The sequence below is a fragment of the Sporofaciens sp. JLR.KK001 genome (assembly GCF_036941055.1).
Lineage (GTDB): Bacteria > Bacillota > Clostridia > Lachnospirales > Lachnospiraceae > Sporofaciens.
In genome coordinates this window covers 3252578-3268106 of record NZ_JAYMNO010000001.1, presented here as the reverse complement: position 1 = coordinate 3268106, position 15529 = coordinate 3252578, and the positions used below count along the sequence as shown (strand labels likewise).

Genomic DNA, 15529 nt, shown 5'->3' with positions numbered 1-15529 from the left:
GAATCAGAAGGTGGGATTTACATATGGAGAAAGAGATGAATAAGGAAAGGCTCGGCACGGAGCCTCTGGGGAGGCTTATGGTCTCTCTGGCCGTGCCGGCCGTGGCAGCGCAGCTTATCAACGTGCTGTACAACATTGTGGACAGGATCTATATCGGGCATATCCGCGGCTACGGGGATATCGCCCTGACGGGGGTGGGAGTTACATTTCCCATCATCATGCTGATCTCCGCGTTCAGTGCATTTGCGGGGATGGGAGGAGCGCCCTTAGCGTCCATTGAGCTTGGGAAGAAGGATATCCGCAAGGCAGAGCAGATACTTGGAAATTCGGCGGGTATGATCGTGTTGTTCTCGATCGTGCTTACCATAGGATTTTCGATATTCAAGACACCGGTGCTATACGCGTTTGGTGCCAGTGAAGTGACGATCGGGTATGCCAAGAGTTATATCGGTATCTATCTGGTCGGTACAATATTCGTTCAGATCGCAGTGGGTTTGAATACGTTCATCAGCGGGCAGGGAGAGTCGAAGGTTGCCATGCTGTCGGTGGTGATCGGAGCGCTGCTCAATATTTGCCTGGATCCGGTCTTGATCTTTGTGCTGGATATGGGGGTGAAGGGCGCGGCGCTGGCAACCGTCGTCTCCCAGGCAGTCAGCGCGGCATGGGTAATCCGTTTCCTGACGTCTACGAGAAGCTCGATGAAGCTTAAGACGGAGCATATGCGGCTTAAGAAGGAGATTGTGGTCCGCATCGCAGGTCTTGGGGTATCTCCCTTCATCATGCAGAGCACGGAGAGTATGGTGGGAATCACGCTGAATTCCGGGCTGCAGAATTATGGAGGAGACTTGTATGTGGGAACTATGTCCATCATGACCAGTATCATGCAGTTGATCTTGATTCCGGTTCAGGGGATCTCTCAGGGAGTCCAGCCGATCATCAGTTATTGCTATGGAGCAGGAGATAAGGATCGGGTGAAAGGGACATTTACAAGGCTTTTGATCTCCGGGCTTCTGGGAACGCTGATCCTTGGCGGGGTGGCAGTGCTTGCCCCGGGCGTCTATGCGGGGATCTTTACAAACAATGAGGATCTGATCCGGCTAACTTGCCAGGTGATGCCGGTATATTTCCTTGGTATTACGATCTTCGGGCTGCAGTCTGCGTGCCAGTCTACCTTCCTTGCTCTTGGACAGGCGAAGGTATCTCTGTTTATCGCGCTTCTTCGGAAGGTGATCCTGCTGATCCCGCTGGCAGTGATCTTCCCCAAATTTATGGGGGTCATGGGGGTCTACAGGGCAGAGCCGGTGGCGGACGTCATCTCAGTGGTGACGACTTGCGTGTTATTTGTACTTACGATGCGAAAAGTTTTAAGGGATATGGATAATGATCAAAAGGAGGCTGTAAATTGAGTGATTATGTGATAACAGTGAATAGTACGGTAGATCTTCCTAAGGAATGGCTGAGCGCGAGAGGGGTGCCGGTGATTCCGTTAAAATATACGATAGACGGCAAGACTTATGAGGATATGAGCGGGTTGTCCCCCAAGGAGTTCTTCGGCAAGCTGAGGGAAGGAAAGATGGCGGTAACCTCTCAGGTGAATCCGGATGAAGCGAAGACCGCATTTGAGCCGATCTTGAAGGAAGGGAAAGATATTCTGCATCTTGGCTTCTCGTCTGCGTTAAGCGGGACCTGCAACAGCATGAAGATAGCGGCGGAGGAGCTTCGTGAAGAGTACCCGAACCGGAAGATCATGGTGGTCGATACGTTGTGTGCCTGTATGGGCGAGGGATTGCTTCTGTATTATGCGTTGAAGCGTAAGAGCGAGGGTTATTCGATGGAAGAGACTGCCGAATGGGCGGAGGCGAATAAGCTTCATGTCTGCCATAATGTAACGATTGACGATCTGGAACATCTTCACAGAGGGGGACGTATCTCCAAGACGGTTGCTGTGCTTGGCGGCATGGTGAAGATCAAGCCGATGATCCATATGGATGACGCGGGCGCTCTTCAGGTGATCGGCAAGGAGCGGGGGCGCAGGAAAGCGCTTGGAAAGATCGTGGAGACTTCCGCGAAGCAGGCGAAGGGCTGGGAGAATGATATCATTATGATCACCCACGGGGACTGCCGGGAGGACGCCGATTATGTGGCGGGACAGGTAAGAGAGAAGATGGGGATCGACAATATCCTGATCAATAATATCGGAACCGTGATCGGAAGCCATACCGGGCCGGGAGTGGTTGCGGTATTCTGCATGGGGGATCAGAGATGATCAGAGAGGTCTGAATAACAAGAAACTATCTTCAGGAGAGAAGATAGTTTTTTGCATATTGGATAAATATTTTCATTACAGGCGACATATTGGCGGAAGACGCCACTGCCATCCCAAGTCTGCGGTAAGCGTTCGGTTTCAGAGGACGCGCCTCGAAATTCCCGGATTTGTTGCGCAGAACAAGGGAGGGAAGGATGCTGATTCCAAGGTTATGTTCCACCATAGATAAGATTGAGTAGTCGCTGTGAGTTGTGTATCGGATATCGGGTGTCACGCCTGCTGCCTTAAGGATCCGGTGGACGTCATTCAAATAGCTATAATCGGACACAACGAAAGCGGCATCCGCATATAATTCGATCGGAACCTCGTCGTATGCGGCGAGGGGATGGCCTTTCGGCATGACTGCCAGCATGGGATCATCATATACGGGGATGAAATGATAAGAAGAATCGTCCTGGTAGCTGGTAAATGCGATATCAACCTTGTGATCGCGGATCCAGCAGGACAGCTCGTATTCATTCCCCTCTGCGATATCAAAAAGAATACCTGGGTATTCTTTTTTAAACGCTTGGATGATTTCAGGGATCCAGTGGATAGAGCAGCTTGTGTAGGCGCCGATCTTGAGGGTTCCCTTCTTGGCTCCTTTAAGAAAGGAGATCTCCTGGTTCAGAGTCTCGTTGGCGGAAAAAAGATTGCGGATGGAGGGGAGGAGTGCTTCGCCTTCTTTTGTAAGGGACACCCCGTGGTGTCCCTTGTGGAAGAGAGGAAAGCCAACCTCCTGCTCAAGTGATTTCATCATCTGAGTGATCCCAGACTGGGTATATCCCAGTCCTTCACCAGCCTTGGTAAAGCTGCCGGAATCAACAACCGCAAGAAATACATTCCATTTTCTAAGTTCCATAGTGACCGCCGCTTTCAAAGGTTAGATCTTGAACCAGCCAAGTCCGCTTGCAATAGAGCTTGCAAGGATGATAACCAGGAAGATCGGAGCCACCCATTTGATCATAATGTTGAACATACCCTCTGCCTTGAAGGGTTCGCCAGTTTCTTTCACTTCGTCGGCGATCGCCTTAGGCTTGATAATGAATCCGACGAAGATACATGTGAAGAATGCGACGATCGGCATCAATACGCTGTTGCTTAAGAAGTCCATGATATCCAGGATGGACAGATTATTCCAGGTAATGAAGCCAAGAGGTCCGAATCCAAGCGAGGAAGGAATCCCCATGAGTGCGGCAAGTATAGCTACAAGGATACCTGTAAACCGGCGTTTCCACCCGAATCTGTCCATGAACACGGATACGATGGTCTCCATCAGGGAGATCGCTGATGTCAGCGCCGCGAAGAGTACCAGCAGGAAGAAAATCGTACCGATCGCTCCGCCGAATTTCATGCTCGCGAATACCTTAGGAAGGGTCATGAACATCAGACCCGGGCCTGCGCTCAAGGCAGAACGGTCGCCGCCGGAGAACGCGAATACTGCCGGGATGATCATAAGTCCGGCCAGGAATGCGATCCCTGTATCGAACAATTCGATCTGACGGACGGAGCTTTCCAGGCTGTCAGTCTTCTTCATATAAGAACCATAAGTGATCATGATACCCATTGCCAGGGACATAGAATAGAAGAGCTGTCCCATAGCCGCAAGGATCGTCTTGGCAGATACGTCTGCCATATGTGGTTTGATATAGTAGACCAGGCCTTCCATAGCGCCGTCAAGAGTCAGTCCGTATACTGAAATGATGATGGTGAGCACGACAAGGATCGGCATCATGATCTTGCTTACCTTTTCAATCCCCTTCTCAACACCGCACAGTACAACGACAGCGGTGAGTGCAAGGAACAGCAGGAACCATCCGATAGGCTGGAAAGTGCCGCCGATAAAGTCGGTAAAATAAGTATCTCCGGCGGAAGCCTTAACGCCTCCGCTTATGAATACGGCGAAATACTTTACCACCCATCCGCCGATGACGGAATAGTATGGAAAGATGATGACCGGAACGACGACGGCAAGTATCCCCAGGAAATTAAACCGCTTATCCAGCACCTTGAAGGCGCCGATAGCGCTTAAACCGGTCTTGCGGCCAATGGCGATCTCTGCGGTCATCAGCGTGAATCCGAAAGTGACTGCCAGGATCAGGTAGATCAGCAGGAAAGTACCGCCGCCGTACTGCGCGGCAAGATAGGGGAACCTCCAGATGTTCCCAAGCCCTACGGCCGATCCCGAAGCTGCAAGGACAAAGCCGAGCTTGCTAGTAAAATTACTTCTGTCTTTCATTTAAAATCCTCCTCAATTAATAAATAATCATTCCCAAAAAAACAGATCTTGCTCTATTATTACATGAAAGGACAAGTTTTTCAAGGATTTTTAATGAAAATAGACTCTTGACATTCCTGGATAGTTGTGGTAGATTAATATTTGCGTGAAGTAGAAAACAAAGTAGAGTATCCACTCTCACCATAGCACGATCGGGTGACTATCGGTTTGATATTGAGTATTAGGGTTTGCGTTGTAATATTGTCGGGTATGATAATATGATAAGCCTGTTGTACAGATATGTAAAGTGGATAGTCTGAGTGCTGTTCACTTATTTTTATATTTTTATGATGGGGGTGCAAGACAATTAGCGATTTAATGATTAACGGGCAGATCAGAGACAAGGAAGTAAGATTAATTGGAGAAGATGGAGAGCAGAAGGGAATCATGCCGATCAAAGAGGCAATGAGACTGGCTCAGGAAGCAGAACTGGATCTTGTGAAGATCGCTCCAAAGGCTCAGCCGCCGGTATGCAAGATTATCGATTACGGTAAGTACAGATATGAGCTTGCAAGAAAAGAAAAAGAGGCTAAGAAGAAGCAGAAGACCGTTGAAGTGAAGGAAGTGCGTCTTTCACCCAATATTGACACGAATGACCTGAATACGAAGGTCAATAATGCCAAGAAGTTTATCAGTAAGGGCAACAAAGTAAAGATTACCCTGCGTTTCAGAGGCCGCGAGATGGCGCATGTACAGCAGAGCAAGCACATTCTGGACGATTTTGCAGAACTGCTCAAGGATATCGCTGTTGTGGAGAAACAGCCGAAGCTGGAAGGCCGAAGCATGAGTATGGTTTTAACTGAAAAACGTTAAAAATATATTTACTAATTTTAAGGAGGAAATCATTATGCCAAAGATCAAGACAAATAGAGCAGCTGCAAAGCGCTTCAAAAAGACAGGTACAGGAAAGTTAAAAAGAAATAAAGCGTATAAGAGCCATATCTTAACTAAGAAGTCTCCGAAGAGGAAGAGGAATCTTAGAAAATCAATCATTACTGACGAGACAAATGTAAAGAACATGAAGAAGGTATTACCATATCTGTAAGATATTGGATCAAAGTATTGAAGGAGGAAACGAGACATGGCAAGAATTAAAGGCGGAATGAACGCTAAAAAGAAGCATAACAGAGTTTTAAAATTAGCAAAGGGATACAGAGGAGCACGCTCCAAACAGTACAGAGTGGCTAAGCAGTCTGTCATGAGAGCTCTCACATCTTCCTATGCAGGAAGAAAGCAGCGCAAGCGCCAGATGCGTCAGCTCTGGATCGCACGTATCAACGCAGCTGCAAGGATGAACGGTTTGTCATACAGTAAGTTCATGCATGGTTTAAAGCTTGCGGATGTTGATATGAACAGGAAGATGTTAGCTGAGATGGCAGTGAACGACGCAGCCGGATTTGCTACTCTTGCAGAGACAGCGAAGTCAAAATTAGCATAATGGAATATATGCCCCGGCCGAACCAGCCGGGGTATATTTTGCAGAAATAGAAAGACCATCGGGAACCCCTTTCCTGATGGTCTGTTTTCTATATCGGATTCTTATCTGGCCAACTGTCCGCGGAATAAAGCTTCCAGGAATCTTGTATTGTCAGCGTGAAGATCATGCGCCGGAATACGGAACTTCCTGCCGTTCTCTGCATGAACGGTATAGCTCTTGACCGCCTTATAGGTTCCAAGTACCTCTGACAAGTATTCCGGATTGAGCTGTTCGATCTCGGAATGAGCGATCTCCTTCTCCGGAAGTATAAGCCACTTGCGGGTGATGGAGGTATCTGTGATCTGGAAGCGGATACAGGAGCGGAGCAGTCCGTACAGTAATACCAACAGCATACCTCCTGTGAAGCAACGCCCTGTCCAGGTCATCTCGCCGGAAATCTCGCATCCGATACACGGAATCAGAAACAAAACGAAGCACACTGTAAAAAACATCGTATTCCATCTTCTATAACCAATCGTAAACTTCATAATAACACCTCTTTCTCTATGACATCCTCTCTATGACATCTCTTTTTTGTTGATTTTATTATATACAAAAATGTCCAAAAATGGAAATATTGCTTTGGAATCGAAAACCATAACTTTTTGGAATGGATATGTGGTATGATAGAAAGAGAAAAGTATCAGGGAGGAGATATGGATACAAAGGATTTTACAATTTTAAAAGTATTGGGGGAGACGGGAAGTATCACCCGCGCGGCGGAGCTTCTATTCATGACACAGCCTGCGCTCTCGAAGAGGATCAAGCTTATGGAGGCAGAGTTTGGCAGAGAACTGCTGATCCGTTCCCATCAGGGGATCCATTTCACACCGGCGGGGGAGAAGGTACTGCAATTCAGTAAAGGGGCGGCGCTTGCGATGGACAAGCTTAAGCAGGAGCTGGATCTGTCCAAGGGGGAGATTTGCGGGACTTTGCGGGCAGGGTATTCGCTCAGTTACGGGACGTACCGCCTTGCCGGGCAGTTGGCGGAATATTATAGAAGCTATCCCAAGGTAAACCTTCAGATCATCATGGATCAGAGCGGACAGCTATACCAGCAGATGCTTGACGGTGCGCTCGATATTGCGATCATCCGCGGCGAGTATACATGGGAAAGAGGCCGGTATCTGCTGGCAGAGGAGAAGGTCTATATGGTGTGCAGCAGGGAGAATCAGGACAGAAAGCTGGAGGAATATCCATATATCAGCCGTGAGACGGATCCGTATCTGTCCGGGCAGCTCCTCAGATGGCTCCGTGAGAAAGAGATCTCTACAGAGTCTTCCAGAATCTGCGTGGATAATATCACGACCTGTGAAGAATTGGTAGAATCAGGAGTCGGGTGGGCGATTCTTCCTGAGATCGCGCTGGAGAATTTCTCGGGGGTCAAGAAGCCGCTTGCCTTCAAGAACGGGGAGCCGTTCATCAGACGGACCTATGTGTTCTGCCAGAGGGAAGCGCTTAAGCTTCCGCAGGTGGATGCATTTATCAAGGTGATCCGCAAGATGCACATATAGACGCACAAACAGCCAGAGAGACCGGGGGTATGGTCATTCTGGCTGTTTGCTGTCAATATTCTAATCTATTACTGCAGCAGTTCCGGCATCGGATTGATACCGGCTGCGAGGAAGATACCGACTACAGCGGCAACGACCGCACAGTAGATCATACACGGAACGATATTCGTACGGATCAGCTTGCCTTCATTGCCGTTGGTTCCCGTGGTCGCACATACAGACACGATATTGTTGACGCAGACCATATTGCCGATGGCGCCGCCGCAGTTCTGCAGAGCCACGATCAATACCTGTGATAAGCCGACCATCGTTGCCGTCTCAAATTGAAGAGGCGAGAACAGAGTGTTGGATACGGTACAGGAACCGGACATGAACGCTCCAAGCACACCGATCAGCGGAGCTACGATGAAATACGCGCTCTTGAAGATATTGGCAAGCGCGCTCGCCATTACATAGAGCATACTGCTGTTGGCGAAGGTAAATTCTCCGGAGAAATCAGCGGACGCGACTGCCGCGCCGATATCTGCGCTGCTTGTATACCGATAGAGCTGTACCATGGCGACGCCGAACAGCAGGGCGATTGCCGCGCCGGAGATCTGCTTGAAGGAATCCTTCACGGCCGTTACGGCTTCTTCTTTTGTCATCTTATGGATGAAAATGGTGATCAGCGCAATTACAATAAACGGCATGATACCCGCGTTCCAGAGGAATTTGAAATCCCAGCTGATGTCTTCAAATCCCAGGATATTCCTGATATGTATGATGAACGGTTCATCGTTTAAGATTGGTTTGATCCTGAAGACGGCAACACGTGACAGCACCAGAAATATGCCAATGACTACATAAGGAAGCCATGCCATAACAGCAGACATCCCTTTGCTTTTTACAGATGCAACTTCCTGAGTCGACATCCAGGACTTGTCGCCCCATTCTTCCATGCCGTCGAAGGTCCATACATCCTTGGGAACCAGGAAACCCTTCTTCACAGCGAAGATCAGAATCGGCAGGGAGCCAAGGAAAGCGACCATGGAGGTAAGCTCTGCGCCTGCGAAGAATGCCATGGTAAGATAGATGACGCCAAGCACGCATCCGGTAAACAGACAGAACGGAATCACCGGCAGTACATCCTTGAAGGATTTTTTCTTGCCGAATACCTTCACCAGCACAGCGACGCCGAGGATGATGATGAAGAAACCCCCGATCAGATGAGGGATACAGCTCCATCTTGTCAGCATCGTCAAGAATTTGTCCGGGTCACCGCCAAGGTGTGTCACGGAACTCTCTATGGTCTGTGCGGCGGTCAGTGTGGGAACACCGACAGGTCCCGGCACAACCGGAGTGGAGTTGTAGATCAGACACACGGCTGCGGCGGCAAGCGGCGGGAAACCAAGGCTTATAAGGATTGGGGCAGCAAGCGCCGCGGGAGTTCCGAATCCGGCGGTGCCTTCGATGAATCCGGCGAAGATATAGCCGACCAGAATAGCTTGGATACGCGCGTCTCTGGTAATGTTGGAAAAAATACTATTAATAGAAGCCATAGCTCCGGATTGCTTCAATACGTTCATGAGAAGTATTGCTCCAAAGATGATACACAGGGTTTCGAATGCACTTAAGAATCCGGCGATCGTCCTTGCGCCTATCTCCAGGAAACCCATCTTCCAGAGAGTTCCGGATACCAGGCAGGCAATCAGCCAGGCTGCCGGCAGTGCACGTTTTGCCGGCCAATTAAAACCGACCATTGTGACAACGGTAAAAAGAATTGGTACGGCTGCAATTAAAGCATACATAACAGTTCCTCCTAAAATTTGAATTTTATAAAACAGTGATTCTGACTTGTTGATAAAAGTCTAACAAGATTTTAGTTATTTTTCATTTGACAGAAAAATGGGTTGTTGCAAAATATGGACAGAGATCTGATTGTGTATAAAAATGCCGTATGGAATGAGGAAAAAGAGGTGGGAAAAGTGTTCAATTTTATTACAAATTTAATAAGTGCACAACATCATGATTTTTTATATTGAATATAGAAAAATCCTATAATATAATGAATTATATACAAAGCAATACAATCAAATGAGAAAGTTTTCGTAAATATGACGGAAACTGCGGAGGGTAAGAGAAGCGCGTATGTCAAATAACCGAATTACAAAAGAGGCGCTTGCGAGTGCTTTGAAAAAGCTTTTAGAGCAGCAGCCATTATCCAAGATTTCTGTGAAATATATCACAGATTACTGTGATATCAGCAGGAATACGTTTTATTATCATTTCAAAGACAAGTATGAGTTGATCAACTGGATTTTTTATACAGATATGCTGGAGAATGTCAACACGTTTAACGATCCGTCGAAGCTTACAGAGAGTTTTGTGAAGGTATGCAAATGCCTGTATGCGAACCGGAAGTTCTATCTGGCGTGTTTCCAGTATATGGGGCAGAATTCATTGTTTGAATATCTGTATGAGATCTACTATGAATTATGGAAGATCAATATCGATATGGGATATTCCGAATGCGGATTCAAGCTGTCGGAGAATGAATTAAGCCTTATGGCGAAGTTGAAGGCTCATGCGTTGGTCGGGATCATCAGAGATTGGGTGAATGAAGGAATGAGAGACAATTATATGAAATATTTTGAACAGATCCGTGAGATCTTGGATTCTGAGGCGTCGGGGTATTCAATATTGTCGAATCAGCGGATGATGGAGCAGAGAACCAAAAATTTTGATAAAAATCCAGTTAGAAAGAAGAATTTAAAAGTATGTTAAATCAGACGGATTACATATATTCCAATCCGGAGAGCAGAAGGAAGGGCAGCGGGAATCTGATTCCGTTCATCAACTATCAGAAACCGGCTCCCGCCAGATGTCTGGATATGCTTCTTGCGAAATACAACGGGGAGCCGTTCCAGAGCGAGGTCCTTATGGAAGCTATGGATACTGTCCGTATTCCGAATCTGAAGTGTCCGTTGAAGGATGCGGTGATATTAGTGATCACGGACGGCGGGCTGGTTCCCAAGGGGAATCCGGACCGAATACCATCGACGAATGCCGGCCGCTATGGAGTATATGATATAAGAGGAAAGCTAAGATTAGAAAAAGAAGAATATGAGGTCTGTCATCAGGGTTATGATAATCGCTATGTTGAGGAAGATCCCAACCGCTTGGTTCCGGTGGATGCTTTGCGGGAACTGGAGAGATGCGGGAAGATCGGCAAGCTATATGATAGTTTCATTGCGACAACGGGCGTGATGACATCGGCAGAAAAGAGTATCCGGCTGGGAAGGCGGATCGCTTCTTATGTTATGGAGAAACAGGTGGATGCCGTGATCATTACCTCGGCATGCGGAACCAGTACCAGATGCGGGGCCTATATAGGGAAGGAACTGGAGTTAAAGGGGATCCCGGTGGTGCAGGTGACGAACCTGACGCAGATCGCAGTCGATACGGGTATCAGCCGTGTGATAAAGGGAGATAATGTCTGCTATCCTTTTGGGAAGCCTTCTCTGGCAGGACAGAGAGAATATCTGTACCGCGTGCAGATGGCAGAGGACGCGGTACAGCGCCTACAGGAATATCGGAAGAAATAAAATCGAGGTTGTTGTTCAAACAGCCTCTTTCTATTTTAGTATTTTTCGACAATATCTATAAGTTTTGTATGATTATTGGAAATATTTTGTGCATATTACGCATGTGTAATAGAATTAAACAAACAGTTTATTTGTGTGTTGTAACGGATGATGAAGCAAAAGTAAAATAGAATTACAGTAGATTTCTGACAAAATTATAAGTAATACAGAGTATATCCAACTATTATATACTCATGGCTGATGGAATCTGCCGTGGGTATCGCGCCGGACGCAGCGGAAAAATTCTTAGTGCGGCTGTGTGCAGCGCATTATACGGAACGGCAGATTGATCTGGCGCTCAGTATGACATCTCAGGGAGAAAGGAGAAAGAGGATATGAGTAAGAGGTTACAAATTGATTATGTCCGCGTGAATAAAGTACAATTTGGCGAGACTACCAATTTGACAGACGGAGTGCTGACGGTGAATAAGGAGGAATTGACGGATATGGCCAAGAGCGAGATGTTCGGAAGTCTCGACATTAAGCTTGCCGTTCCGGGTGAGAGCTGCCGTATCTTAGGGATTCATGACATTATGCAGCCGCGTTGTAAGGCAGATGCGCCTGAGACATCCTATCCGGGAATCTGGGGAAAGCTTGCTCCGATGGGGGAGGGGCGCACGGTTGCTCTTAAGGGAGTCGTTGTCTCTGACATTTATTATGCAAAATGCAATATCAAATATTATATGGACATGGGAGGTCCATGTGCGAAATATACACATTTCTCCAAACATTATCACATTATTCTTGATGCGGCGCCGGCGGAAGGCGTCAGTGATGCAAGCTATGCGGAGGCTTTAAAGCATGCGTCCCTGACCATCAACGTATTCCTGGCGAAGCTTGCGATCGAGATGACGCCGGATGAGACGGAAGAGTTCGAGATGGGTCCGGTAGGTCCGGGACCGGACGGCAAACCGCTTCCGAAGGTAGGATATCTGGTTGTACATATGGCATCCCATGATACCTGGAACTTCCATTTCTATGGGCAGAGCGCGCTGAATTTCCTGCCGATGGTAGTGCAGCCTACAGAGATCCTGGACGGCGCTATGGTATGGCGTTACTGGGAGCCGAATTATTATCTGCAGAATGAAGTGTATCTGAAAGAGCTGCTGAAACGCCACGGTAAGGATATTGAGTTCGTGGGTATGGTGATAACGAATAATGTAATGAAGATTGACGGTAAGGATACAATGGGTATGATCGCGGCTACACTTCTTAAGGAGACCTTGAAGGCAGACTGTGTCATCGTTAACAAATCCGGTATGGGCCACTGTCAGCTTGACCAGGCATTGGCATTTAACTGGGCGGAGAAGATGGGCATGCCTTGTGTGATGAATCTGTCAGCGGTATCGAATGATAAGCCGGGTGACATGCTGGTAATCTCTGACCCGAAGATTGATGCGGTTATCAACAGCGGAAGAAACTATGACTTAGAGCACCCGAAGGTAGACCGCGTGATCGGAGAAGGGACCAATGTACCAAGCCTTATGGGATATGATGTACAGGGTCCTTTTACCCACACGACGAACTTCGCTTATCAGGGAATCTGGTCACAGCTTGGTGACTGTTATGTGACAACAGACGGTGATCTGCCGAATGCTGTGGAGAATACAGGCAAATAAGGAGGAAGAGACATGGCAGAGAAGATTAGAGTCATACATTATATCAATCAGTTCTATGCTGGAATGGGCGGAGAAGATACGGCCAGTGTTGGTATTAGTGTGAAGGAAGAGCCGGTTGGGCCTGGTTTGCTGCTTAGGGGCCTGCTTGGCGATGATTATGAGATCGCGGCAACGATCATATGCGGCGACAATTATATTGCCGAAAATACAGAGAAAGTATGTAATGAATTCCTTGAGATCGTGAAGAAATATAACGGCCAGCTATTTATCGCGGGTCCCGGATTCAATGCGGGGCGTTACGGGCTTGGCTGCGGGGCGGCTGCGGCTGCGGTGACGGAGAAGTTAAAACTCCCGGCAGTGACCGGGCTTTATTCCGAGAATCCCGGAACAGATCTCTACAAAGACCGTGCGTATATCCTGCAGACAGAGAATAATGCCGCCAAGATGCGCAAGGCCATGAAGGAGATCGCAGCTTTCGCGAAGCGTCTGGCTGAGGGTGAGTTTATCGGCGACGGTAAGAAAGAGGGCTTCCACGGTTCCGGACCGGCGATCGATATTGATTATACTATGCCGGCGTCCGCACGAGGGCTGAATATGCTGCTTAATAAGTTCTATCACAGGAACTTCCGTACAGAAGTTATGATGCCGAACCACGAGGATATTCCGCTTCCGGTCCTTGAGAAACCGCTTAGCGAGATCCGTCTTGCATTCGTAACGGACGGAGGTCTGGTACCCAAGGGCAATCCGGACAATATGGTTCCCACCAACTCCAAGTATTTCAAGAATTACTCCTTTGGAGACGTGGAGAGGCTGGATGCGGCAGATTATGAAGTCAGCCATCAGGGCTATAACAATGCGTTTGTCCTGCAGGATCCGAACCGTCTGATCCCTGTGGATGCTGCCGTTGCACTTAAGAAAGAGGGTAAGATCGGGGACGTCCTGACGTCTTATTATACCACTGCGGGCGTTATGACGCCTATGGATGTGGGTAAGAAATTCGGTGAAGGAATCGCGCAGGGATTGCTGGATAACCAGGTGGATGCGGCGATCCTGACCTCCACATGAGGTACCAGTTCTCGCTGCGGTGCAGTGATGGTTAAGGAAATCGAGAGGGCCGGAATCCCGGTGATTCATGTAACGAACCTTACAAAAATTTCCGAAGGTATCGGTTCACACAGAATCCTTCGCGGCAACAGTGTACTCCATGTATTTGGCAACCCGTCTCTTCCGGCAGAACAGGAAGTGAAGTTCCGTAAAGGGCTGGTAGAAGAGGCGCTTAAGATGCTGACTGAGGCTCCCGAGGAAGGACAGCATGCATTGATCCATGAGTAATAGAAGGGGGATATCCTGATAAGATAGGCAGTATACCGGTCCGGCAGATTGCGGGAATAAGTTCTCATACAATCTGCAGGGCGGATATACTGTCTGATTTTGGTTTACCGGGAAATTGGATGGATGAGGATGAAAAATGGAAAAAAAGTATGAGAGTGTTCAAAAATATATTGTGAAGCTTCGGAGGGACCTGCATCAGATCCCGGAGCTTGGTACAGAGCTCCCCAAGACGAAGGAATATATCGTAAAAGAGCTTGAACGTCTGGAGATCCCTTATATATGTTCGGAGAAGGACAGCGGTATCCTGGCGACGATCAAGGGCGGAAGAAGAGGGCGGACGGTGGCGCTTCGGACAGATATGGACGCGCTGCCGCTGGAGGAGGAGACGGATCTCCCTTTCGCATCCGTACATCCGGGGTGTATGCATGCCTGCGGTCATGACGCTCATATGGCGATCCTCCTGGGTGCGGCAAGGCTTCTGAATATTCAGAAGAAGAATCTTTGCGGAACGGTGCGCTTGATCTTTCAGACGGCGGAAGAGATCTCAAGAGGATCGGAGATCGCGATCGCCAACGGCTATCTGGAAGGTGTAGACGCCGTCTTTGGGCTTCATATCGGCAGTATCCTGGGGAAAGAGATCCCAAGCGGTACATTGATCTTCCCGCGGGCGTGCTGTATGGCGTCTTTCGACAAATTTATCTTGAAGATCCGGGGGAAATCCTGTCATGGCTCCACACCGGAGAAGGGGGTTGATCCGGTCAATATAGCGGCGCATCTGATCCTGTCGCTGCAGGCGATCCAGACGAGGGAGATATCCGGGAGCTCTGCTAGTGTCATTACGATCGGGAAGATTGCAGGAGGGGCGCAGTATAATGTGATACCGGATGAGGTGGTCCTTGAAGGTACCATCCGTGCGTTGGATGAATCTGTCAGACACTATGTAGCGCAGAGAATCCGCGGGATGGCGGTGGCGACTGCGGCGGCATTCGGCGGAAGCTGTGAGTGCGAGATTATATGGGGAGCTCCGCCGGTGGTGAATGATGAGGAGATGGCGGAGCTTGCGGCGGAGTCTGTAAGCGATCTGTTCGAGCCGAAGGACATCATCGATAATTTCCCGATTCCTAATATGGGTGGGGAGGATTTCGCGAATTATCTGCAGATCGTGCCGGGGGCGTTCTTCTTCTTGAGTTCCTCGAATCCGGAGAAGGGAACGGATGTGCCGCACCATAATCCGCAGTTTGATGTGGATGAGGATGTGATGTGGAGAGGGGCGGTGACTTTCGAGCGGATCGTGATGCGGCTGCTGGGGTAGTTCTGTGTTGTCCGTCTCTGTATACTTTGTAATTGGCTCCATAGAAAACCTCCTTATTTAATTATGGGG

15 protein-coding genes are annotated in these 15529 nt (G+C 48.4%); 11 read left to right on the top strand and 4 right to left on the bottom strand.

The genetic code is table 11. The features are described 5' to 3' along the window. Nucleotides 1-23: 23 nt before the first annotated feature. Complete coding sequence (locus tag VSQ62_RS16880; RefSeq protein ID WP_334635950.1) at nt 24-1406, top strand: MATE family efflux transporter; 1383 nt, start codon at nt 24-26, stop codon at nt 1404-1406. Next, the gene (locus VSQ62_RS16875; protein ID WP_334635949.1) at nt 1403-2266 is read left to right on the top strand and encodes a DegV family protein; all 864 of its coding nucleotides are present in this window, start codon (nt 1403-1405) and stop codon (nt 2264-2266) included. Before VSQ62_RS16880 ends, VSQ62_RS16875 begins: the two co-directional genes overlap by 4 nt. 31 nt (nt 2267-2297) lie before the next feature. Here the strand turns inward: VSQ62_RS16875 and VSQ62_RS16870 are convergent, their stop codons facing one another. Further along, complete coding sequence (locus VSQ62_RS16870; protein ID WP_334635948.1) at nt 2298-3167, bottom strand: LysR family transcriptional regulator; 870 nt, start codon at nt 3165-3167, stop codon at nt 2298-2300. Nucleotides 3168-3188: 21 nt separating this feature from the next. After that, entirely contained in the window at nt 3189-4544 is a 1356-nt protein-coding gene (locus VSQ62_RS16865; protein ID WP_334635947.1) for a sodium-dependent transporter, read from the bottom strand. A 357-nt stretch (nt 4545-4901) separates the two neighbouring features. Here VSQ62_RS16865 and infC point away from each other — a divergent pair, with 357 nt between their 5' ends. The 3 genes from infC to rplT are packed head-to-tail and all read left to right on the top strand — an operon-like array spanning nt 4902 to nt 6021. Next, nucleotides 4902-5396 (top strand): translation initiation factor IF-3, encoded by a 495-nt coding sequence (infC, locus tag VSQ62_RS16860; protein ID WP_159750712.1) that lies wholly within the window; start codon nt 4902-4904, stop codon nt 5394-5396. A gap of 34 nt (nt 5397-5430) precedes the next feature. Next, on the top strand, nt 5431-5628 hold the full coding sequence (gene rpmI / locus VSQ62_RS16855) for a 50S ribosomal protein L35 (RefSeq protein ID WP_334635946.1): 198 nt from the start codon (nt 5431-5433) through the stop codon (nt 5626-5628). Nucleotides 5629-5664: 36 nt separating this feature from the next. Next, nucleotides 5665-6021 (top strand): 50S ribosomal protein L20, encoded by a 357-nt coding sequence (gene rplT, locus VSQ62_RS16850; protein ID WP_334635945.1) that lies wholly within the window; start codon nt 5665-5667, stop codon nt 6019-6021. Nucleotides 6022-6122: 101 nt separating this feature from the next. Here rplT and VSQ62_RS16845 read toward each other — a convergent pair whose 3' ends face one another. Then, the gene (locus VSQ62_RS16845; RefSeq protein WP_334635944.1) at nt 6123-6548 is read right to left on the bottom strand and encodes a hypothetical protein; all 426 of its coding nucleotides are present in this window, start codon (nt 6546-6548) and stop codon (nt 6123-6125) included. 135 nt (nt 6549-6683) lie between these two features. Between VSQ62_RS16845 and VSQ62_RS16840 the strand changes: the two genes are divergently transcribed. Further along, nucleotides 6684-7574, top strand: coding sequence for a LysR family transcriptional regulator (locus VSQ62_RS16840; protein ID WP_334635943.1), 891 nt, complete (start codon nt 6684-6686; stop codon nt 7572-7574). Nucleotides 7575-7642: 68 nt separating this feature from the next. Here VSQ62_RS16840 and VSQ62_RS16835 read toward each other — a convergent pair whose 3' ends face one another. Then, nucleotides 7643-9361, bottom strand: a complete 1719-nt coding sequence (locus VSQ62_RS16835) for an L-lactate permease (protein WP_334635942.1) — start codon at nt 9359-9361, stop codon at nt 7643-7645. 340 nt (nt 9362-9701) lie between these two features. Between VSQ62_RS16835 and VSQ62_RS16830 the strand changes: the two genes are divergently transcribed. The 5 genes from VSQ62_RS16830 (at nt 9702) to VSQ62_RS16810 (ending at nt 15460) form a co-directional block, all read left to right on the top strand. After that, the gene (locus tag VSQ62_RS16830; protein WP_334635941.1) at nt 9702-10337 is read left to right on the top strand and encodes a TetR/AcrR family transcriptional regulator C-terminal domain-containing protein; all 636 of its coding nucleotides are present in this window, start codon (nt 9702-9704) and stop codon (nt 10335-10337) included. After that, entirely contained in the window at nt 10331-11158 is an 828-nt protein-coding gene (locus tag VSQ62_RS16825) for a glycine/betaine/sarcosine/D-proline family reductase selenoprotein B (protein ID WP_334635940.1), read from the top strand. Before VSQ62_RS16830 ends, VSQ62_RS16825 begins: the two co-directional genes overlap by 7 nt. A gap of 374 nt (nt 11159-11532) precedes the next feature. Next, the gene (farE, locus tag VSQ62_RS16820) at nt 11533-12816 is read left to right on the top strand and encodes a fluoroacetate reductase subunit FarE (protein WP_334635939.1); all 1284 of its coding nucleotides are present in this window, start codon (nt 11533-11535) and stop codon (nt 12814-12816) included. Between the two features lie 12 nt (nt 12817-12828). Continuing rightward, nucleotides 12829-14148, top strand: a complete 1320-nt coding sequence (locus VSQ62_RS16815) for a glycine/betaine/sarcosine/D-proline family reductase selenoprotein B (RefSeq protein ID WP_334635938.1) — start codon at nt 12829-12831, stop codon at nt 14146-14148. A 136-nt stretch (nt 14149-14284) separates the two neighbouring features. Beyond that, the gene (locus VSQ62_RS16810) at nt 14285-15460 is read left to right on the top strand and encodes a M20 metallopeptidase family protein (protein ID WP_334635937.1); all 1176 of its coding nucleotides are present in this window, start codon (nt 14285-14287) and stop codon (nt 15458-15460) included. The last annotated feature ends 69 nt before the right edge of the window (nt 15461-15529 follow it).

Bases quoted from the DNA above. Each gene is read 5' to 3' on its own strand.
- VSQ62_RS16880 (WP_334635950.1), top strand. From the start codon at position 24: ATGGAGAAAGAGATGAATAAGGAAAGGCTCGGCACGGAGCCTCTGGGG.
- VSQ62_RS16870 (WP_334635948.1), bottom strand. From the start codon at position 3,167: ATGGAACTTAGAAAATGGAATGTATTTCTTGCGGTTGTTGATTCCGGC.
- VSQ62_RS16865 (WP_334635947.1), bottom strand. From the start codon at position 4,544: ATGAAAGACAGAAGTAATTTTACTAGCAAGCTCGGCTTTGTCCTTGCA.
- infC (WP_159750712.1), top strand. From the start codon at position 4,902: ATGATTAACGGGCAGATCAGAGACAAGGAAGTAAGATTAATTGGAGAA.
- rpmI (WP_334635946.1), top strand. From the start codon at position 5,431: ATGCCAAAGATCAAGACAAATAGAGCAGCTGCAAAGCGCTTCAAAAAG.
- rplT (WP_334635945.1), top strand. From the start codon at position 5,665: ATGGCAAGAATTAAAGGCGGAATGAACGCTAAAAAGAAGCATAACAGA.
- VSQ62_RS16845 (WP_334635944.1), bottom strand. From the start codon at position 6,548: ATGAAGTTTACGATTGGTTATAGAAGATGGAATACGATGTTTTTTACA.
- VSQ62_RS16840 (WP_334635943.1), top strand. From the start codon at position 6,684: ATGATAGAAAGAGAAAAGTATCAGGGAGGAGATATGGATACAAAGGAT.
- VSQ62_RS16835 (WP_334635942.1), bottom strand. From the start codon at position 9,361: ATGTATGCTTTAATTGCAGCCGTACCAATTCTTTTTACCGTTGTCACA.
- VSQ62_RS16830 (WP_334635941.1), top strand. From the start codon at position 9,702: ATGTCAAATAACCGAATTACAAAAGAGGCGCTTGCGAGTGCTTTGAAA.
- VSQ62_RS16825 (WP_334635940.1), top strand. From the start codon at position 10,331: ATGTTAAATCAGACGGATTACATATATTCCAATCCGGAGAGCAGAAGG.
- farE (WP_334635939.1), top strand. From the start codon at position 11,533: ATGAGTAAGAGGTTACAAATTGATTATGTCCGCGTGAATAAAGTACAA.
- VSQ62_RS16810 (WP_334635937.1), top strand. From the start codon at position 14,285: ATGGAAAAAAAGTATGAGAGTGTTCAAAAATATATTGTGAAGCTTCGG.